This window comes from Staphylococcus capitis subsp. capitis (genome assembly GCF_040739495.1).
Lineage (GTDB): Bacteria > Bacillota > Bacilli > Staphylococcales > Staphylococcaceae > Staphylococcus > Staphylococcus capitis.
Genome location: NZ_CP145263.1, coordinates 264,102 through 284,676, shown reverse-complemented (window position 1 = coordinate 284,676; position 20,575 = coordinate 264,102). Strand labels below are relative to the sequence as shown.

At 34.7% G+C, this 20,575-nt stretch carries 15 protein-coding genes and 3 pseudogenes; all 18 read right to left on the bottom strand.

Translation table 11 applies throughout. The features are described from left to right. Positions 1 to 68 precede the first annotated feature (68 nt). Positions 69 to 1,691: a BCCT family transporter gene (locus V6C74_RS01385; protein WP_002454106.1), complete on the bottom strand. Its 1,623-nt coding sequence runs from the start codon at positions 1,689 to 1,691 to the stop codon at positions 69 to 71. A 383-nt stretch (positions 1,692 to 2,074) separates the two neighbouring features. Further along, positions 2,075 to 3,373, bottom strand: coding sequence for an anaerobic C4-dicarboxylate transporter family protein (locus V6C74_RS01380; RefSeq protein WP_002454107.1), 1,299 nt, complete (start codon positions 3,371 to 3,373; stop codon positions 2,075 to 2,077). Positions 3,374 to 3,587: 214 nt separating this feature from the next. After that, on the bottom strand, positions 3,588 to 4,118 hold the full coding sequence (nrdG, locus tag V6C74_RS01375) for an anaerobic ribonucleoside-triphosphate reductase activating protein (RefSeq protein WP_002454108.1): 531 nt from the start codon (positions 4,116 to 4,118) through the stop codon (positions 3,588 to 3,590). Then, on the bottom strand, positions 4,115 to 5,965 hold the full coding sequence (gene nrdD / locus V6C74_RS01370) for an anaerobic ribonucleoside-triphosphate reductase (RefSeq protein ID WP_002454109.1): 1,851 nt from the start codon (positions 5,963 to 5,965) through the stop codon (positions 4,115 to 4,117). Before nrdD ends, nrdG begins: the two co-directional genes overlap by 4 nt. Positions 5,966 to 6,230: 265 nt before the next feature. After that, positions 6,231 to 6,470, bottom strand: a complete 240-nt coding sequence (locus V6C74_RS01365; RefSeq protein WP_002454110.1) for a hypothetical protein — start codon at positions 6,468 to 6,470, stop codon at positions 6,231 to 6,233. A 195-nt stretch (positions 6,471 to 6,665) separates the two neighbouring features. Then, positions 6,666 to 7,430 (bottom strand): CHAP domain-containing protein, encoded by a 765-nt coding sequence (locus tag V6C74_RS01360; RefSeq protein WP_002436224.1) that lies wholly within the window; start codon positions 7,428 to 7,430, stop codon positions 6,666 to 6,668. 389 nt (positions 7,431 to 7,819) lie between these two features. Beyond that, on the bottom strand, positions 7,820 to 9,190 hold the full coding sequence (locus tag V6C74_RS01355) for a citrate:proton symporter (RefSeq protein ID WP_016898552.1): 1,371 nt from the start codon (positions 9,188 to 9,190) through the stop codon (positions 7,820 to 7,822). A gap of 246 nt (positions 9,191 to 9,436) precedes the next feature. Then, on the bottom strand, positions 9,437 to 10,036 hold the full coding sequence (gene cysC / locus V6C74_RS01350) for an adenylyl-sulfate kinase (RefSeq protein ID WP_016898551.1): 600 nt from the start codon (positions 10,034 to 10,036) through the stop codon (positions 9,437 to 9,439). A gap of 21 nt (positions 10,037 to 10,057) precedes the next feature. Then, positions 10,058 to 11,235 (bottom strand): annotated as a pseudogene (gene sat, locus V6C74_RS01345) (sulfate adenylyltransferase). 23 nt (positions 11,236 to 11,258) lie between these two features. After that, positions 11,259 to 12,155, bottom strand: coding sequence for a sulfite exporter TauE/SafE family protein (locus tag V6C74_RS01340; protein WP_103175477.1), 897 nt, complete (start codon positions 12,153 to 12,155; stop codon positions 11,259 to 11,261). A gap of 23 nt (positions 12,156 to 12,178) precedes the next feature. Beyond that, on the bottom strand, positions 12,179 to 12,787 hold the full coding sequence (locus V6C74_RS01335; protein WP_002454117.1) for an NAD(P)-binding protein: 609 nt from the start codon (positions 12,785 to 12,787) through the stop codon (positions 12,179 to 12,181). A gap of 83 nt (positions 12,788 to 12,870) precedes the next feature. Further along, positions 12,871 to 13,650 carry a uroporphyrinogen-III C-methyltransferase gene (gene cobA / locus V6C74_RS01330; protein WP_002454118.1) on the bottom strand — a complete coding sequence of 260 codons (780 nt, stop codon included), beginning with the start codon at positions 13,648 to 13,650 and terminating at the stop codon, positions 12,871 to 12,873. Between the two features lie 21 nt (positions 13,651 to 13,671). Continuing rightward, positions 13,672 to 15,390, bottom strand: a pseudogene (gene cysI, locus V6C74_RS01325) (assimilatory sulfite reductase (NADPH) hemoprotein subunit). A 19-nt stretch (positions 15,391 to 15,409) separates the two neighbouring features. Continuing rightward, positions 15,410 to 17,275, bottom strand: a complete 1,866-nt coding sequence (locus tag V6C74_RS01320) for an assimilatory sulfite reductase (NADPH) flavoprotein subunit (protein ID WP_002454120.1) — start codon at positions 17,273 to 17,275, stop codon at positions 15,410 to 15,412. Positions 17,276 to 17,546: 271 nt separating this feature from the next. Continuing rightward, on the bottom strand, positions 17,547 to 18,278 hold the full coding sequence (locus tag V6C74_RS01315; protein WP_002454121.1) for a phosphoadenylyl-sulfate reductase: 732 nt from the start codon (positions 18,276 to 18,278) through the stop codon (positions 17,547 to 17,549). Between the two features lie 210 nt (positions 18,279 to 18,488). Further along, positions 18,489 to 18,974 carry a glutathione peroxidase gene (locus V6C74_RS01310; RefSeq protein ID WP_002454122.1) on the bottom strand — a complete coding sequence of 162 codons (486 nt, stop codon included), beginning with the start codon at positions 18,972 to 18,974 and terminating at the stop codon, positions 18,489 to 18,491. A gap of 12 nt (positions 18,975 to 18,986) precedes the next feature. Next, positions 18,987 to 19,212 (bottom strand): annotated as a pseudogene (locus tag V6C74_RS01305) (NAD(P)/FAD-dependent oxidoreductase); the annotation flags it as partial. 480 nt (positions 19,213 to 19,692) lie between these two features. After that, positions 19,693 to 20,418 (bottom strand): zinc ribbon domain-containing protein, encoded by a 726-nt coding sequence (locus V6C74_RS01300; RefSeq protein WP_002454123.1) that lies wholly within the window; start codon positions 20,416 to 20,418, stop codon positions 19,693 to 19,695. Positions 20,419 to 20,575: the final 157 nt, after the last annotated feature.

Genomic DNA, 20,575 nt, shown 5'->3' with positions numbered 1-20,575 from the left:
GTAAAAAGGCCAAGGGATATTCAAACGTATTTAAACGTGAATATCCCTTGGCTTTTTTGAATTAGTATTTATAAATTATCGTCTTCTGGTTCTTCTTTGACTTGAACGATTCGAAGTGATCGTCGTTCAACTTCTTTCAATTTATCTGCACGTGTTTCAAGTTTTATTCGATCTCGACCCAGTATGATGAGGAAGGAAATCATCATAAAGGTGAAAATGACGAGTAAAGGTACACTGGCCAATATTGACGCTGTTTTCAATACTTGAAGCGCTCTCTCGCCACCCACTAACATGAGTGAGAATGGAAGTAAACATAATGCGAATGCCCAGAATAAACGATTAGCTCTTAAAGGTTCCCCGATAACTTTTTTCTGTGATGCAGCTGCTAGGATATAAGAACCAGAATCAAATGTTGTTGCTAAGAATAAGAATGCTGAGATTAGGAATAAAATAATTGTAATTGTTGGGAATGGTAACTGATGCATTACTTCGATAATTGTTGCTTCAGTACCATGACTATTTAAATAATTAATAACATTAAATTGTCCAGTAATTTGTAGGTAAACTGCATAGTTACCAAAAATACCGAAGAATAATACACATCCTAATGTACCGTAACACATTGTACCTAATACTACTTCTTTAAGTGTACGACCTTTAGAAATGCGGGCGATAAATAAACCGATGAACGGTGCATATACTAACCACCAAGACCAATAGAAAATTGTCCAATCTTGAGGGAAATGAGTTTCCTTACGACCATGAATACCGCCAAATGGTTCCATCCAAGTCGCCATGTGGAAGAAATCTCTTAACATGTTACCGAACCCAGTTACCGTAGTTTCCATAATAAACACTGTTGGACCAACGATAAACACAAACGCTAGTAATATGAATGATAACCACACGTTAACGTCACTTAATTTTTGGATACCTTTTTTCAATCCAGTATAAGAACTAATTGCGAATATAACTGTAATGGTTAATAAGATGATTGAACGTAACACCATATTAGTTCCATCTAAACCAGTTAACTTCTCAACACCAGCTGAAATCATTGGCACACCAAGTGCTAATGACGTAGCGGCACCTCCAAGTAAACCAAATATAAATAATATATCTACAACTTTACCAATAAATTTATCAGTTTGACCTTTTAAAATAGGTCGACAAGCTTGACTAATTTTATAAATCGGTTGTTTCTTAACGAACACAAGATAACCGATTGGTAGTGCTGGTAATACATAGATAGCCCATGCAATAGGGCCCCAGTGGAACATACCATATTGTGTCGCATATTGAAGTGCTTCATCTGACATTGGTTTTGCACCGTTAGGTGGCACTTGGTAGTAAAATGCCCACTCAATCACACCCCAATACAAGATATCTGAGCCGATACCCGCACAAAATAGCATCGCAGCCCATGTGAAATTATTAAATTCTGGCTTGTCACTTGCTTTCCCTAATGTGACATTGCCGTATTTACCAAACGCTATGTAAAGAACGAAACAAAAGATTGCCAGTCCCATAAATAAATACACAGAACCAATTGAATTAGAAATGGCACTATTGATGTCTGTGATGATTGTTTCACTTGCTTTCGGAAAAACCATCATAGGTATAACGGCAAAAAGTAATACTATGACTACGCCTATGAAGATCGTCCAGTCCATAACTTTTTCCTTTTTCAATTGTGATCCCCCTAATATTATTTTTATGAATCGTGTGTTCAATTACGCTCAATATTTATTGATTCACAAAAAAGACAATAACGAAGTTTTAATAATAATGCAAATTACATACAAAGATTTTTAACCGTTATAGTGAATATTTATATAGTTTGAGGCATTTTAATGTTCATTTAAAATGACTATGACAACAGTGTTAAATTAAAATTTAACAAAATAAACGAATTTTACAGAATATTGATTATGCATAAAAATACGCATTTAAAGAATATTTATTTTTTTCAAAACTTCAACTCTTAAAGAAATAATTCCTTATACAAAAGAAAAACTATTTTCCAATTTCATTGAAAAGTAGTTTAAGTAAACCGTAGAGAATGATTTAATTTTTAATAACCTAATAGTGCTTTAATAGTGAACCCAATGATGATAGATACAGTAATCACAAAGAATCCTGGGACGGCGAAGCTGGTTGGTCTCGTTCTGCCTGTTTCATCTAGCTCCACAGCAAATAGTAATGTTGGTTGAGCTGGTATCACGAAGTTAACGTTCAACGTTTGTACCATGGCTACAAAATAAATAGGTGGAATGCCTAAACTCATAACGATAGGCACCATAATCGACGCAGTGGCAGTCTGAGATATTACAATCATCGCTACAATGGAAACTAATATAATGACTAACCATGGAACTTGGCTAATCGTTTGTCCGATATCATTTTTTAATATTTTTAAATTTTGTGGCGCATTAAAGATTGTTGCACCTAACCAACCCGGTCCAAGCACAGCAAATAAAGCTCCCGTTGCTGATTGCGTAATATGAGAAGTCAAAATATCTGATGTGTTAATTTTGACTAATAGTAAATTAATTGCTGAACTTAAATACATAAAGAATTGTACTATCTCAGTCATTTCTACTTTGACTGTCTTTCCATTAACATCGAATGTAGGCATAAGATGTGGGAATATACCAAATGTTAAGATGCCTAACACACATAATAGAAAGCTTAGCACGCCTATTTTTACTTTTCTTGAAAATTGATTTTCAAGCTCGTCCTCTGGCATTTGAACTAAACGCTCAGATGAATCATGTACTTTCTCTTTACGCCCTACAAAAGTACAAAAAATACTAAGTAGCAACATACTAATAAGAGCAGTTGGTAAAACGATACTTAAATACTTACCCATCGATATATGATATCCTGCTAAAACTGAAATGATATATGCGGTAGCTGAAGCTGCAGGGCTACAAAGCAGTGCTAAATTTGCAGTTAAAACTGATGCAGTTAAGGCTCTCTTAGGTTGTATATGTGCCTTCTGCGCCGTTTTTGCAATAATAGGTTCTAAGGATAAAGCTATATTAGCCGTACCTATACCAAAGACGAAAAGGAAAACAATCATCGGAGCAATAAATATAATCGATTTTGGAAAGCGTTCAATCACACGCGAAGCAATATAAACGAGATAATCAATACCACCTGTTGCTTGAAGAGTTCCGCCTGCGATACCAATAGATAGGATAATTAAAACTGCTGTAACAGGAGCTGAACCTGGAGGTAATCGAAAGATAAATATCATTATTAACTGAGCTACAATCGCAAAGATACCACATCCAAGTGCGCCAGCTGTTCTAAGACCTAATAATATCGCAAGAATCATTATTATGATTTCTATGATAAATAAAACCATGAGAAGATCTCCTTAAACTTGGTGAACAAATTTTGTATACATTAATATTTTATCACTTAAAGATGTAAATAGTATATATATAGGTAGACTATTATTTATTATCACTTTAAATTTGATTAGGTATTATCATTTTTCCTACTTTAGTGTTTAATAACTCTTTTAACATTTTAGATTATGAAATAAACTGAAGCGAGTGTTAACACCCGCTTCATTATTACACATATTCAATAATCCCATGGCTACGCAAAGAATCTTGAACGTCTATCACACGTTGGTTAAGAGAGCCTTTATAAGGTAAATTGGGTTTATATAGCTGATACATAAATAGTCCATCAACCAAAATATCAGTAAGTTCAAGTAATTCTCGTCGTTCATCCGTTTGATGTTTCAAATATTCGAATAGAAAGCCAGTCCATATCCAAATCGTTTTACTGTAACCAAATCTCTCTCTAAACGCTCGTGCAATCTTTAAAGATATATTCAAATTGCAAAAAGGCTCTCCACCCAAAATACTGATTCCAGAAATATACGAAGGGGCACAATTTTCAAGTATTTCTTGCAAGATATCTTCAGAAAATGTTTCACCATATTTAAAATTCTGTGCTTTTTCGTTATAACACTTTTTACATTGAAAAGGACATCCTGATACATATACGCTACAACGTACACCCTCGCCATCCACAAAGCTATGCCTTTCAATTTTAGCAATGTGATTTTGTCCTGTTTTAATGTCTAACATGCTCATGAACGTGGTTCCTTCATATGTTTAACTCTTGCACAAATTTCTTTTTGACGTCCTTCTATCACTGGTCGTTGTACTGGATTTCCTAAATAACCACATGTTCTTTTCACGACATCGACGGTCTTAGGATCGCTATTTCCACAGTTCGGGCATTTATAACCATTTTCAGTAGTTTCAAAATCACCATCATAATCACACTTGTAACAATGATCAATAGGAATATTCGTTCCTAAATAGCCAACTTTATCATAAGAATAATCCCACACTGCCTCTAACGCTTTAATGTTGTGATTAAGTTTAGGATATTCGCAATAATGGATAAAACCACCACTTGCATAGTAAGGGTAATCCTTTTCAAAATCTAACTTCTCGAAAGGTGTTACATCTTTACGCACATCATAATGGAAGGAATTCTGGTAGTATCCTTTATCGGTAATATCAGGTATTTCACCAAAGCGCTCTTTATCTAAGCGACAAAATCGGTCGGTCAAAGATTCGCTTGGCGTACTATAAATACTAAACCAAATATCATATTGGTTAGTCCATGCATTCTGATAATATTTCATTTCTCTTAGAATATCTAATGTAAATGTTTTAGCTTCAATATTATCCTCCCAATCAGGACCGTAAAACATTGTTGCGGCTTCATATAAGCCAATGTAACCCATTGAAATCGTCGCACGTTGATGTTTAAACAGTTCTTCTACATTTTCAGAAGCATTTAATTTGTATTTAAAAGCACCACTTTTATAAAGAATTGGCGCATTATTAGGTATTGCATCTTTTAAGCGTTTAATTCTATAAACTAATGCATCATGCATCAATTGCATTTTTTGATCAAATAACTCCCAAAACTTGGCCATATCACCATTAGATTCTATTGCAATTCTTGGGATATTCAATGTGACAACGCCTAAGTTACAGCGGCCATTATTTTCAAAGTTTCCAGTTGCATCTTTCCAACTAGGTAAGAATGAACGGCAACCCATTGGGGCTTTAAAATCTCCTAAAAGCTCAATGATTTTATCATAATTTAAGATGTCAGGATACATACGTTTCGTTGAACACTCAAGTGCGAGTTGTTTAATATCGTAATTGGGATCATCGGGGCTAAAGTTAGTACCCTTTTTAATTGAGAAGACAAGTTTCGGGAAAATAGCTGTCATACGGTCTTTACCCAGTCCTTTAATACGAGTACGTAAAATGGCTTGTTGTATTTTGCGACTAAGTTCATCTGTACCTAGACCAAATCCTAATGTTACAAATGGCGTTTGACCGTTGGAGGTATAAAGTGTATTAATTTCGTATTCCAAACTTTCGATGGCATCGCCGATATCTTTAGTCACTTGTTGCTCAACGTAAGATTCTATTTTATCTGGTTGGACATATTGTTGTGCCATTTCACGATGATGTTCTGCATTTAATTTAGCATATGTACTTAATAATTCATCTACGCGGTCAACTGTACAACCACCATATTGGCTGCTTGATACGTTTGCGATAATTTGAACAAGTTGTGCAGATGCGGTTTGTATTGATTTAGGGGAGGTCACATGTGCATTACCTATTTCAAAGCCATTTTCTAACATATCTTTAGCATCAATTAGACAACAATTCGTTAATGGTTGAAAAGGATGGTAGTCTAAATCATGGAAATGTATATCTCCAGATAAATGTGCTTTAGCTACGTGTTTTGGAAGTAGATTTTCTAGTGCATATGACTTAGATACAGTTCCAGCTGTCAAATCTCTCATTGTAGAGAAAGTATTACTATCTTTATTTGCATTTTCATTTAATATTGTCGGATCTTTTGTTATCAATCGTGTTAATGATTGTTCTAAAGCCGTCATATTATCACCTTTTTCTATATATGGTATCTATTTACAAAATATAATACTATATATAGTATTACAATCGATAACTTAGACGTTAACGAAAGTGTCAAAAAGATTTTAACGTTTCATGAACTATATGTAGAAAGAACACTTTATTGTGAACAATTAGAAAGCTCTAACATGTGTGATTATCGTCTACATGTCAGAGCCTTATGAATAAAAAATATTCTACTTATCTATCTTTGTCTTTAAACCGTTCTTCAACTTTTTCATTATCTACTTAATGATGTGATTTATCTTCAGTTTGATGGTGTGGTGTTTCACTCTTTTCACTTTCTTCATCTGTGTGACCTTTTGCCATTTGAAGGTTCTTTTCTGTGTTTTTACGTTTTTCTTCTTTTGAACGTTTATCATAAGCACGTTCTTCATAAACTGAACCAACTGTTAATATAAGAATAACAGCTATAGTGACAATGATAATAACTGCAAAAATAATCCACATCCAAATGTTAAATTCCATGTTACTTCACCTTCCTTAAAGCTAAAAATAGCTCAACTCTAATCCCTTTGTTTTTAAATTTCCCTTTTAAAATAACTTCAATCACATAATCATTGACTTAACTCTTTATATGTATAAAGTTTCTTATCTATATAAAAAAGCCATGAACCGTTTAAGTTCATGGCTTCAATACTAAAAATATTTCTAGTCACTCGATTATGAAATGTAGTTATAAGCGCCAGCTTGGCTTGCTGAGATTGTACGAGTAGATACAACTCCAGGTCCACCGTTATAGTTCATTTCAGATACTTTTACTGAACCGTCATTATTTACGTTCTCAACGTATGCAACGTGACCGAATGCACCTTGTGAAGTTTGCATGATTGCACCTTGTTTAGGTGTATTATTTACAGTGTAACCTGATGATGCTGCTGCGTTAGCCCAGTTGTTAGCGTTGCCCCAAGTTGAGCTGATTTTGCCGCCAACTTTGTCATAAACATAGTAAGTACATTGACCTGAAGTGTATAGGTTTGAACCTGAAGATGTTTGACCTGCGAATGCAGCTGATGCATTGCTTGAAGATTTTTGAGTTGGTGCTGATTGAGTTGTTACTTTAACGTTTCTATCAGAAGTTGAATAATTTGCACCTAAACCTCCACCATTATTTGAGTTGTAGCTTTGAGTTTGGTTATTTGTTCTATAATTATTGTAGTTATTGTATGAATTGTAGCTTTGTGTACTTTGGTTAGCATTTGAGTAGTTAGAGTTGTTTCCTTGTTGAGCTTGTTGTGGACTCCAGTTACCTTTCCAATCGTAATGATAGTTACCTTGTTGATCGATTGTATAAGTGTAGCTGTAAGAATAAGGATCGTTAGGGTTATATCCATTATTGTTATTTTCCGCTGCATCTGCATCGTGTTGCATGATTCCAAATGTTGCAATACCTGCTGTAGCGATTGTAGCTGTAGCGATTTTTTTCATTTTAATATCCTCCTATAATTTGGGTAAATCTTTTAACTATCTCGTGGCTACCTTCAATTATCTTTAACATTTAAGTTTAATTTTTTCTTCGTTAATTAACGACAAGAAACACTGTAACAGACACACAACCGTTTGTGTACAATGTTAATACTTTGTAAATGAATCATAATAATGTAACGCCCTCTTGTAAAAAACGTGTGTCAATTTTACACAATTTAAATCACTTTCATGACAGTAGTTATAGCGATTTAATCAACATCGTTGTTACAGTTGTTGTAATTTATCTGATAATTTTTAGAGTAAATTATTTCATAGAAAAAGGGATGAAAACTTCGTTTCATCCCTTTTGTGATAGCGCCTTCACACTAAGCATATGATTTAATTAAACTCTAAACAGTCACGACGCCCATAAGTACTGCGATAAGTAATAGCACAATGGCAAATCCCCAAATCCAAAAGAATGCATACTTAATGTAAGTACCCATATTCGCTTCAGCAAGTCCAATGGATAACCATAATGCTGGTGAAAACGGACTTACGAATGTACCAATAATATTACCAATCACCATTGCATATGCTGTAGAAACAGCTGAAACATGGAATTGACTAGCAGTTTGTTCAACAATAGGTAGAACAGCAAAGTAATATGCATCCGTACTTGTTAATAAATCTAATGGCACACCGAATATCCCAACAATGATATGCAAATATGGACCTACTGCATCTGGAATAATCTTAATAAAATCAGTAGCAATCACTTTGAGCATACCCGTTTCATTAAGAACACCTAAGAACATTCCAGCTGCAATAATGACTGCCGCCATCATTAAGGCATTAGGAGCATGAGCCTTTAATCGATCCATTTGTTCATCAACACTTTTATAGTTGATAATTAGTGCGAGTGAAGTGCCTATCATGAAAGCAAACTCTGGTGGCGCTAGATTTGTTAGCATGATGACGATAACTAAAATCGTTAATACTACATTTATCCATATAATATAAGGATTATTCCTAGCACGGCCTTTAACCGGAAACTTAATATCTTGTTCACGTTCATAAATATTAACTAATCTATGTATATCTACATCTTGCGTTTCTTCTACTTCGCCTTTTTCTATCGCCTTCTTAATACGTTTCTTTTCACGAAATCCTAAGTATACTGCGAAGATGATTACGAGGACGAATCCAATAATTTGAATTGGAATCAGACCATACCATAATTCATTCACACTTTTCACTTTCAATACTGTTGCCACACGTGCCATAGGTCCACCCCACGGAACCATGTTCATAATTGCTGCACTTAGCGCAAGTAATAATATTAGGAGGTATTTATTCATATTTAGCGCTTTATATAATGGAAGCAATGCTGGTATTGAAAGTAGAAAAGTCACTGCCCCAGCGCCATCTAATTGCGCAAATGAACCAATTAACGCAGTCATTACACAAACAATAATCACATTACCTCTCGTCATTAATATCAATCGCTTCACTAAAGGCTTAAATAATCCACTATCAGTCATAATGCCAAAAAAGATGATGGCAAATATAAACATTATGACAACGTTCATAACTTGTGATAAGCCCTTATCAAAGAATTTTACTAAATCTCCCACACTGTATCCCAATATCATTGCACCGATACATGGTATCAATGTCATGCCAACAACCGGGCTAATTTTCTTCGCTATGAGTAAACCTACAATTGAAACAATAATCGCTAACCCAATCATCGTTAACCATATATTATCTCCATGCATATTTAACATCCCCTTTTATTAACTCCGCTATGTCATACGTTGGTTTAATAAGTATTACTATACACAGATGTATAAAATTTTAATCATCCCCCGATAAGTCATGCCTCATCATACTCGTTAAATTCCCTCGTATTTTGTAAGCGCTTTCCATAATTGTAACAAAGATTTTCAAAATAAAAAATATGTATAGACATATAACAATTCAAACATAAAGCATGTATGTTCATTGACATACATGCTTGTTAGTTAAATATATTGATGTTGCTTAAGGTATTGAATCACACGATCAACTGATTGATTAATTGATTCATGTTCAGTATCTAAAATGATTTCTGGATGATCTGGAGCTTCATAAGGGGCGCTAATACCTGTAAACTCAGGAATTTCTCCAGAGCGTGCTTTCTTATACAATCCTTTAGGATCGCGGTTCTCACATTCTTCAACACTACATTTCGTATATACTTCTATAAATTCATCATCTTCGAGAATCGCGCGTACATTATCGCGATCTTGTTTATACGGTGAAATGAAAGCTGTCACAGTGATTGAACCTGCATCAACCATGAGTTTGGCAACTTCACCTATACGGCGTATGTTTTCAGTACGATCTTCAGGACTAAATCCTAAATTTTTATTAAGACCATGACGCACATTATCCCCGTCTAAACGATATGTTTGCTTTCCTTCATTGAATAGCGCTTTTTCTAAAGCGACAGAAACGGTCGATTTACCTGAACCAGATAACCCCGTAAACCAAATAACTGCACTTTTATGACCATTACAATTTTGTCTTTCTTCTTTCGTCACTTCTGAATCATGCCAAGTAATATTGTTAGATTCACTCATGCTATCTCTCCTTTTACTTTATTATTTTTCTCGTAAACCTCTAATTAGTACTTCAGCGACTTCTGGTCTTGAAAATTGAGTCGGCAAGGATTCTCCGTTACGTAATTTTTCTCTAACTTTTGTACCGCTTAAATGTAAATGTTGAGAGGCATCATGAGGGCACGTCTTAGCCGTCGCCATATTAACGCATGCTTCACAATAAAAAGCATGTTCAAATTTTAAGATTTGAATATCTAGTTCATCTTCAAATTGAGTGATAAGCTCTTGCGCTTCATATGTGCCATAGTAATCACCCACACCCGCATGATCACGTCCCATTATAAAGTGTGTACAACCATAATTCTTACGCACTGTTGCGTGCAATATTGCTTCACGAGGGCCCGCATAGCGCATTGCTGCAGGATAAATCACTAGTCGTGCTCTATTTTCAGGGAAATAATTTTTGAGGATAGCTTGATAACTTTCCATACGAACATCAGCAGGTATATCATCTGATTTAGTTTCTCCAACTAAAGGATTGAGAAGTAATCCATCTACAATTTCTAAAGCTGATTTCTGGATATATTCATGTGCACGATGAACTGGATTTCTAGTTTGGAATCCGACAACCGTTTTCCAACCTAAATCATGGAATAATTGTCTTGTTTCAGATGGATCTAGATGATAATCAGAAAATTCATCATGTTTAGGGCGATTGATTAATTGAATAGGTCCAGCTAAGTACACATCACCTTTTTCATACACTTTTTGACACCTGGATGTTGTTCTTCAGTAGTTCCATAGACTAATTTTGCTTCTTTTTCTTTATCATACGTATATTTCTCTTCTAATTTTAATGTTCCATATAATTCGCCATCTTCACCGTATAAAGCAATGTCATCACCAATTTCTAATTGATTCGCTTCTTCTTCAGATACTGGTAAAGTAATGGGAATACTCCATACTAATCCATTTTCTAAATGAGTATCTTCGACTACTTTGGTATAGTCTGCTTTATTCATAAATCCTGTTAATGGACTAAAACCACCAATACCAATTAATTCTAAATCTGAAATACCCCAAGGATTCAAAGTAATCGATTTATATGATGATGCTTCATTAATTAAACGTTCTCTTTCTTCACCTTCAACAACTCGGTTAATTAATTCACAACCATGTGGTTGAATTGTATAGTTAATTACTTCTTCATTTTTAGACATCGTTTTATAACCCCTTTATCCAATTAATTATATTTGTTTACTCGGCTTTTCTTGTAAGAAAAAGACAATTTCTTGTTTCGAATCACCTGAACGATGGGTAAAACAATAATTGCTGCTAAAATAATACATCTAACTGTATTTGAGATTGTTGTATCTTTAATAAAATAACTTAATAATGCATTACTATTTGTGAAAATAATTAACCCACCCACACATATTGCTAAAATATTTATAGGTAAAATTTTAACTAAATATGCTGAAATTGGAGCAGCTAGCATGCCACCAACACTTAGTGCAATGACAGCAAACCAGTTAATCTGAGTTAATCCTAAAAATATAATAAAACTTATTGCTGCAGAAGATGTAACAAAGAATTCACTAGCTGAAACCGTACCAATCGCATAACGTGGTTGAATTTTCTTGCTTGAAAGTAAGAGCGGTGTATTCACTGGGCCCCAGCCTCCACCACCGATAGCATCTAAGAAGCCTGCAATCGCACCTTGTGGAATCACTTTGAAACTACTCAAATCACCAACATGCGTATGGTGTTCATGTGTTCTTTTAAATAAGAATTGATATAAAATATAGAATCCCATGCTTAATAAAAAGAGTGCAATGAATGGTTTAATATAATTACCGTGAATAAACGTTAAAACGCCTGCACCTATGAAGGCTGAAATAGAACCAGGTATCGCAAGCTTTAACATCGTTGGCTTATGAACATTTTCAAATTTCCAATGAGATGTACCAGAAGCTGCAGTGGTAGCAATTTCTGAGAAATGAACTGTTGCAGAAACTACTGCTGGCGCAATACCATAAGTGAGTAAAATGGATGATGATGCACCAAATCCCATGCCGAGTGACCCATCTACAAGTTGTGCTAAAAATCCCGCTATTGCGAATATTAATACTTTGCGCATATATCAAATTCCCCCATTCTTCATTAAACCTGTGATTGAAGCCATCGGATGAATTCATGTTGCTTATTCTCATCTAAATATGTGTCTGATAAAATTTGTTCAAGTAACGCATGTTTATCAGATGGCTCTATGCTGAGTGCTTTAATGTATTGTCTACTTTCATATAGAAATTGAACATAAGTTACATACTCCTCATTATATGTATCCTCTAAATGATTAATAATACGTTGTCCTAACTTTGGACTTGCACCTTCAGTGGATACACTAATCGTTAAGCGATCCCTTCGAAAAACATTAGGAAACGTAACATTACCTAATTCAGATTGTTCTGCATGATTAAATAACACATGTTCAGGTACTGATAACCTTACCTCTTCATTGACCTCTGAGTGATTGGTAGCAGCAATTACCATATCTGCCTCTTCAATATCAGTAGGTTCGAAACATTTTTCCAAATAAGTGATGCGCTGAGTTTCAACCCATTGTGCTATTTGATTAGTGATAGCCGGGCTTACAACGTGAATATGTTCTGTGTAATTTAACAATGTTTTAATACGTCGTGTAGCAATTTTTCCACCACCGACAACGACAACTTTTTTGTTTGTTAAATCTAACATTAATGGCATATTCACGGTAAATCCCTCCTCGTATTTGTCATATTCATCTTACTATTTTTCTTCATTTTCAGAAAATAAATGATAAAACTAAAACAGTCCTATTTAGATGTCACTTTAGGAATTGATAATTTGTTTACATCAGCTTGCTCCACAAACCAATTGATCTTCTCTCGCATACGAACTACATCACCAATGATGATCATAGCTGGGTTCGTTATTTGATGTGCCTTATCTACAATATTACCAAGTGTACCAGTAATCGTTTTTTGTCGTATTGATGTACCCATGTGAACGAGTGCGACTGGTGTTTCTGATGAACGACCATGTTTCGTTAATAAATCACAAATTTCTGGAAGTCGTTTAACTCCCATATAAACGCATAACGTTTCTGGTCCATTCGCTAAATGTTCCCAATATTGTTCTTTATCCATACCTGATTTATTGACTGCGGTTACGAATGCGACAGATGAACTAAAATCTCTGTGAGTGACAGGTATACCTGCGTATGCTGGTGCAGCAATACCCGATGTAATACCAGGTACAATTTCAAACGGAATATTGTGATTTGCTAGTACTTCCGCTTCTTCGCCACCTCTACCAAAGACGAAAGGATCGCCACCTTTTAATCGTGTAACAGTATGCCCTTTCTTAGCTAAAGTGACCATCATTTTATTCGTTTCTTCTTGTGGTAATGAATGCTTATTAGGATCTTTACCACAATAAAAGAATTTGGTGGAAGGAGAGGCGAATTCTAAAATTTCTTTATTAATCAAACGATCGTAAAGAATCACATCTGCTTTTTTAATTGCTTTTAAACCTTTAATTGTTAATAAATCAGGATCACCAGGACCTGCACCAACTAGAAATACCTTGCCCATATTAATCACTCCCCCTTTAGATTAGCTATGGAAGTCGCGACCATCATGGACTTTTGCTACCACACCTGAACGTATGACGAAATCACCAAAGTGCTCGCCTTCGAGTCGTTCTTTACCGTAACTCATCAACAATGGACGTAAACTTTCTAATATTTAATTTTCACCGATATTTTCTTTATACAATTTATTGAGACGCTCACCTTTGAAGCCACCACCTAAATACATGTTATATTTACCAGGTGCTTTTCCGATAAATGCGACTTCAGCAAGTGCAGGTCTTGCACAACCATTTGGACATCCTGTCATACGGATTGTAATTTCTTCTTCCTGAACTCCAGCTTCATCTAATAAATCTTCAATTTTAGAGATTAAAGATGGTAAGTATCTTTCCGATTCTGCCATCGCTAATCCACAAGTTGGAAAGGCTACACATGCCATAGAGTTTCTACGTAATCCAGTATAGTTCTTACCATCTGTAAGACCATACTTATCAATGATAGCTTGGATTTCATCTTTTTTCTCAGGTGTAACGTTAGCGATTACTAAATTTTGATTCGGTGATAATCTGAAGTCACCTGTATGCATTTCAGCAATTTCTCTAAGTGCTGTTTTCAATTTATAATCTTCAGTATCTTTGACTCGTCCATTTTGAATAAACAACGTAAAATTCCAATTGCCATTACCCTCAATCCAACCTAAACGATCACCATTATGTTCAAATTCAAAGTCACGTGCATCTTCAATATCCCATCCTAATCGACGGTTCAATTCTTCTTTGACCCAAGCTTCACCAAGACGATCGACTGTATATTTAAAGCGTGCATTTTTACGATTTTCACGATTACCGTAATCTCTTTGAATTGTTAAAAGCTTTTCACAAACATCTACGGCTTTTTCTTTTGGTATGAATCCTATTAAACGCCCTAGTTGTGGATACGTTTGAGTATTACCGTGAGTCATACCCATACCTCCACCAATCGTGACATTAAATCCTAGTAATTCATCGTTATCTACAATAGCAATAAGTCCGATATCTTGTGAATAGACATCGATATCGTTAGAGGGTGGTACAGCAATACCGATTTTAAATTTACGTGGTAGATACGTATTACCGTATATCGGCTCCTTTTCCTCACTGGAATCTAATACTTTCTCGCCATCTAGCCAAATTTCATGATATGCGCCAGTTCTTGGAAGTAAATGATTACTAATGTCAGTAGCATATGTGTTCACTTCTTTGTGAACTTTAGATTGATAGGGATTTGGGTTACACATCGTATTACGATTTACATCGCCACAAGCAGCTATTGAATCTAAGACAGAGTCGTTGATCTCCTTCATAGACTGTTTTAAGTTACGCTTTAAAATTCCGTGAAATTGAAATGCCTGTCTTGTGGTCAATTTAATCGTTTGATTAGCATGATTATTAGAGATTTCATCCATAGCAATCCATTGATTTGGTGTCGCTTTCCCCCCTGGTACACGAACACGTATCATAAAACTATATGCTGGTTCTAATTTTTGTTTACGACGTTCATCTCTTAAATCTCTATCGTCTTGCATGTAACTTCCGTGGAACTTTAATAGCTTAGCGTCATCTTGTGAAATTGAGCCCGTAATTGGATCGGCAAGCCCTTGTTCGATTGTTCCACGTAGAAAATCACTGTCGGCTTTTAAAAATTCCATTTCATCAAGATTCTTATCAAGTTCTTCTGAAATTTGTTTATTTGTTCTAGCCATGTATCCCCCATCCTTTCTATTAATACACGTCTCGTTGATATCTCTTATCTCGTTTCAATTGCTTCAAGTATTCTTCTGCATCTTCTTCAGAAAGATTTTGTTCTTTCACTAATACATTACGAATAGCTTGATGAACATCCTTAGCCATCTTACTCTCATCACCGCACACATAAATCGCTGCACCATTTTCAATCCATTGATTAAATTGCTCACTATTTTCAGCAATTTTATGCTGTACATACACTTTTTGATCCGTATCTCTTGAAAATGCCACATCTAACTTAGAGAGGGTGCCATCATTGAGCCATTCTTGCCATTCAGTTTGGTATAAGAAATCAGTAGTGAAATGTTGTTCACCAAAGAATAGCCATGTATGACCTTCAAATCCTAGCTCTTCACGTTCTTGCATATAAGATCTGAATGGCGCAACACCAGTTCCCGGACCTATCATAATCACTGGGGTCTCTTCGTTTTGAGGGAATTTAAAATTTGGATTACGTTTCAAGTAAATTGGAACCGTATCACCTTCTTGAATTCTCTCCGCAAACTGTACTGAGCATACACCTGTACGATCACGACCATGCGCGTTATATCTTACAGCGCCCACCGTAATATGCACCTCATCAGGCGTTGCTTTATAACTACTTGAAATTGAGTACTCTCTCGGTGGTAACTTTCTGAGTAATTGATACATATTTTCTGGCTGGAGTTCAGTTGTTGCAAAATCATTTAATAAATCAATGAGGTCGCGACCTTCTATATAATTTTGAATCCATTCCTTGTCTTGAACTTTCTCGCTAAGTTCATCATTGTTAAAGAACGTTGCCGCATTCTCAACTAAAGGTTTTGTTAACTTCGTTATTTCAAAATGAGAAGTTAATGCATCTTCAAAATTAAGTGTATCGCCATCTTCATTAATTAACACTTGCGTGTCCGGACTCCATACTAATGTACTGACGAGCAAGTCGACGAGGGCTGGATCATTTTGAGGTAAGACAACAATACAATCGCCAGGTTCATATTCTTCACCGAAATTATCAAGTAATAATTCAATGTGTCTTGTTTCTTTATTTGAACCTCTACCATTTAAATTAATATTCGTTAAGACTTCGGCTTCATAAGGATTAGACTTTGAATATTTCTTCTCCTTTGCGGATTTAATAGACTCACTTACCACTTGTTCACTGTCAGTGCCTGCTGGTGTTGAATCTATCGCATTGATGACATTCGCCATCCACTTTTCAGCGTCTTCATCATAATCAACATCGCAATCGACACGGTCATAAATTCTCTCAGCACCTAATTCTACAAGGCGGTTATCAAAGTCTTTACCAGTTTGACAGAAGAATTCATAAGTTTGGTCTCCTAATGCTAAAACTGAGAATCTTACACCATCTAATTTAGGCGCTTTACGACCATGGATATATTCATGCAATTCTACAGCATTATCTGGAGGGTCACCTTCCCCATGCGTTGCAGTCACAATAAATAGATCTTCAACTTTTTTAAGATCTTTAGGCTTGAAGTCGTCCATAGATTTAAGTGTGACATCATTTCCAATGTTAGATAAACGTTCTTCAAAGATTTCTGCTAACCCTTGTGCATTACCTGTTTCAGAACCATAAAGAATAGTAATCGAGCGTTGTTCTGGCGTTACTTCAGGCTCTTTTCGATGTAACATGGCTTCAGTTTCTTGACTTACTGAAGACGTTGAAGATGATGCTATATTGTCAGAAGCTCCCTCACTTGTAGCATTCGATGATTGGTTTGCCATGAGGTAGCCACTTAACCAAGTTTGTTGTTCTGGTGTTAAAGTTTGGAGTAATTCATTAATCTGTGCTGCTTGCCCTTCAGTAAAGGGGCTATTAGTGACACTTAAGTTCAATCATATACACCTCTTATCTTAATTATCCCGATATTTGTTTATATTTATTTCTGAAAATGTTTCCAATATCGTTTATTCTAGTATGTACTAAATATTCACGACAGTAAATGAAAGAGAGTGATACACAATACATCCATCCCTATTCATTTACAGCCGAGAATTATTTTATGCTTCAGCATTTTTTAAATGAGTTTTACTATAACAAAGTAAGTTTTTGGTTATATCTTATCGGAATACTATGTTTTGAAGTCAAGAAATTTTGATTACCTTATTATGGTTTGTCTGCAACATGTAAGCCGCATTCAGTTTTTTCGAAATTAGACCATCTGCCAGCACGAGAATCATTTGAGTCAAATACTGGTGCAGTGCAAGGGATACAACCGATACTAGGATAATGTTGATCATGCAATTCATTGTAAGGTAAATCATTGCTCTTGATATAGTCCCAAACCTCGTCTTCAGTCCAATAAATAAGCGGACATACTTTAACTGATTTAAATCGTTCATCTTTATTAATAAAGTCCGTGTTTGCACGTGTTGGTGATTGGGCACGTCTTAATCCTGAAACCCATGCTACCACGCCAGATAAAACTTCCTCAAGTGGTTTAATCTTGCGAATATAACAACATTGATTAGGATTATTCTTCCATAGAGCGGGATTATATTTATTAGCCTGTTCTTCTAATGTAAGTTCTGGTTTTTTCATTTTAATTCGAAGTCGTGGATATTTCTCTTTCACTCTATCAATTAAATCGTAAGTTTCTTGGAAATGTAAGTCTGTATCTAAAAAGACGATCTGTGCATCTGGTTTAATTTGATAAATTAAATCGATAAGCACCATGCTTTCAGCCCCAAAACTACATGAATAGACGATATCGTCACCATAGATTTGGTAAGCCCATTCTAATATTTGGTAGGCACCTTTGGTTTGGTCGTCAGCATCGATAGTGTCGATAAAAGGATCACCCGTAAAACTATCATACGTAATCTTATCTACTGACATCAATTTATGATCCCCCCTCATTTCATAAATTCATTCAAACACTTAAATTCCTATCTGAATTGTCAGAATAATTATGTTTACTACTTTAACTACTTTTAATTTGAAAGTCAAGATACCAGTGTAAATATTCATCATTAATTTTTAAAGATTAAATACTAAAAACTCTCTTAAAAGTCACTTCGACTTAAAAGAGAGCTAACACATCATCATTTATTCATTTAATAATTCTTTAATGAATTCCTCCATCTCTTCTGGAGAGTCATAAGGAAGATACTTGCCTACTACTTTACCCTCTCTATCAATAACAAACTTTGTAAAGTTCCACTTAATTTGCGAACCAAATAATCCAGGTTTCTCGCATTTTAAAAGCGTATATAAAGGATGTTCATTGTCACCATTTACAATTGTTTTCGAGTGGATAGGAAATGTAATACCAAACCGTCGACGGTAAGTATTGTAGATTTCATCCATCGACCCAGGTTCTTGATTGTCAAAGTTATTACAAGGAAAACTTAAAACAACTAATCCATCATTTTTATATTTTTGATATAACGTTTCCAATCCTTCAAATTGATCGTTTAATGCGCAATTAGTTGCTGTATTTACGATAATAAGAACCTTTCCTTTATATTCTTCTAAAAAGTAAGTAGAACCGTCATACCTTTCTACTTTTATATCATAAACACGCTTACTCATTGAGATACACCTCTACATCATTGCGAATTTTAATAAATCAATAACGCCACTAGATGCTCCAGGGAAAGCAAAAATATTTTGAATTAATTTTTGAGCTGTCATTTTGTTATTAATAATAAATTTACTAAATCACTTGCATTATTACTGTGAATTTCTACAATCATTGCTTGTGATTATCTAAGATAATAGATATTTCCGTTTCAGTTTTATTATTATACTCAGAAATCATTTGTTTACCGCGCGATATGGCAAATGATATCGGCTTCGACTCCTTTTTAAACATGACAGATACGAATTCTATACATATGATACCCGCTACAATAAAAGTTATACTTTTATGACTTCGTTACCTCGTCTTAGCGAACAGTATTTCGGACTGTTTAACATTTAATTCTTAGTTTCTTTTCATTAAATTGGTCTAATTATTTATTCATGCCATTGTGAGTTTAAGTGTCCTTAACTCATAAAGCAAGTCACACGAGATATTACGAATTGGTTAAACCAAACCATTTAAATTCTTTCTTTCATAATTGCGTCAATCATCGACTCACATGATAAATTTAAAATATAACTAGTTTTCTAGTAACATGTGTTACTTATTCACACATTCACCTCTTTTCAATCGAGTACGATTGGTTGAATTCTATTACATTGTATTTCACAATTCAAAATATTTGCATAATTTTATATAAAAGAAAAGAGTTGCTTTCGCAACTCTCTATAATTGATCAACATTTTCGATAACAGATATTTTCCCATTTTTAACATTAACTAATATAGAGAAATCATTATCTTTATTGCTATCATAGATTAATTGATTTGGCTTTCTGTCATCAGGTTCGTTATATTTTTGGATAAATTGGTCTTCTGAAATATCATTAGGAGCCACCCCTACATGAACAACTTCATCATTCTCATACGCAACTGCTAAGTTCCCATACTTTTCGTAAGTATAATTTGAACTATCAACATTTCCATCGGATTTACCAAATTTTTCTTCAACTTCTTTACGTGTCATACCTGTATATATACCTTGATAACCACTCGTTGACGCAGATTTCATATATCCTTTATCAAATGCTGTACTAAAGACATCAATATGCGTACCTTTAGAAGTTGAATCTTTCTCACTTTTTAAATCATTTGTATTAGATGGACTTGATTGAACAGATTCTGATGTCTTATCATCATCTTTGACATAATGTTCATAAGCATAATATGCTCCGTAAAGCATAGCAGCAATGAATCCTATAAAGATGAGTGATAATAAAATAATTAAACCTGTTGGCTTCTTACCACGAGACGCACGTTGTACATTGTAGTTAGAATGGTTTTGGTTATAATGAGGTGGGTGATTTTGATATGATTGCCTAATATGTGCTCCACATTGATTACAAAACGATTGGCCCTCTTTTAATTGATGTCCACAATTTGAACAGTACATAACTAACCCTACTTTCAATTTCTACTCAAATTAAGTTGTTAAACAATATTTTAAAATATTTTTTATAGAAAATCTATGCTCTTAATAGTTGAAAATACTGTTATTTACCTTGCTTCTAGTTTTTAATATAAAAATTACAATTTAATATAAATTATGA

What these genes read in the sequence shown, in the direction of transcription:
- V6C74_RS01380 (WP_002454107.1), bottom strand. Translation starts at nt 3,373, where the DNA reads ATGGTTTTATTTATCATAGAAATCATAATAATGATTCTTGCGATATTA.
- nrdG (WP_002454108.1), bottom strand. Translation starts at nt 4,118, where the DNA reads ATGAGCATGTTAGACATTAAAACAGGACAAAATCACATTGCTAAAATT.
- nrdD (WP_002454109.1), bottom strand. Translation starts at nt 5,965, where the DNA reads ATGACGGCTTTAGAACAATCATTAACACGATTGATAACAAAAGATCCG.
- V6C74_RS01365 (WP_002454110.1), bottom strand. Translation starts at nt 6,470, where the DNA reads ATGGAATTTAACATTTGGATGTGGATTATTTTTGCAGTTATTATCATT.
- V6C74_RS01360 (WP_002436224.1), bottom strand. Translation starts at nt 7,430, where the DNA reads ATGAAAAAAATCGCTACAGCTACAATCGCTACAGCAGGTATTGCAACA.
- V6C74_RS01355 (WP_016898552.1), bottom strand. Translation starts at nt 9,190, where the DNA reads ATGCATGGAGATAATATATGGTTAACGATGATTGGGTTAGCGATTATT.
- cysC (WP_016898551.1), bottom strand. Translation starts at nt 10,036, where the DNA reads ATGAGTGAATCTAACAATATTACTTGGCATGATTCAGAAGTGACGAAA.
- V6C74_RS01340 (WP_103175477.1), bottom strand. Translation starts at nt 12,155, where the DNA reads ATGCGCAAAGTATTAATATTCGCAATAGCGGGATTTTTAGCACAACTT.
- cobA (WP_002454118.1), bottom strand. Translation starts at nt 13,650, where the DNA reads ATGGGCAAGGTATTTCTAGTTGGTGCAGGTCCTGGTGATCCTGATTTA.
- V6C74_RS01315 (WP_002454121.1), bottom strand. Translation starts at nt 18,278, where the DNA reads ATGTCAGTAGATAAGATTACGTATGATAGTTTTACGGGTGATCCTTTT.
- V6C74_RS01310 (WP_002454122.1), bottom strand. Translation starts at nt 18,974, where the DNA reads ATGAGTAAGCGTGTTTATGATATAAAAGTAGAAAGGTATGACGGTTCT.
- V6C74_RS01300 (WP_002454123.1), bottom strand. Translation starts at nt 20,418, where the DNA reads ATGTACTGTTCAAATTGTGGACATCAATTAAAAGAGGGCCAATCGTTT.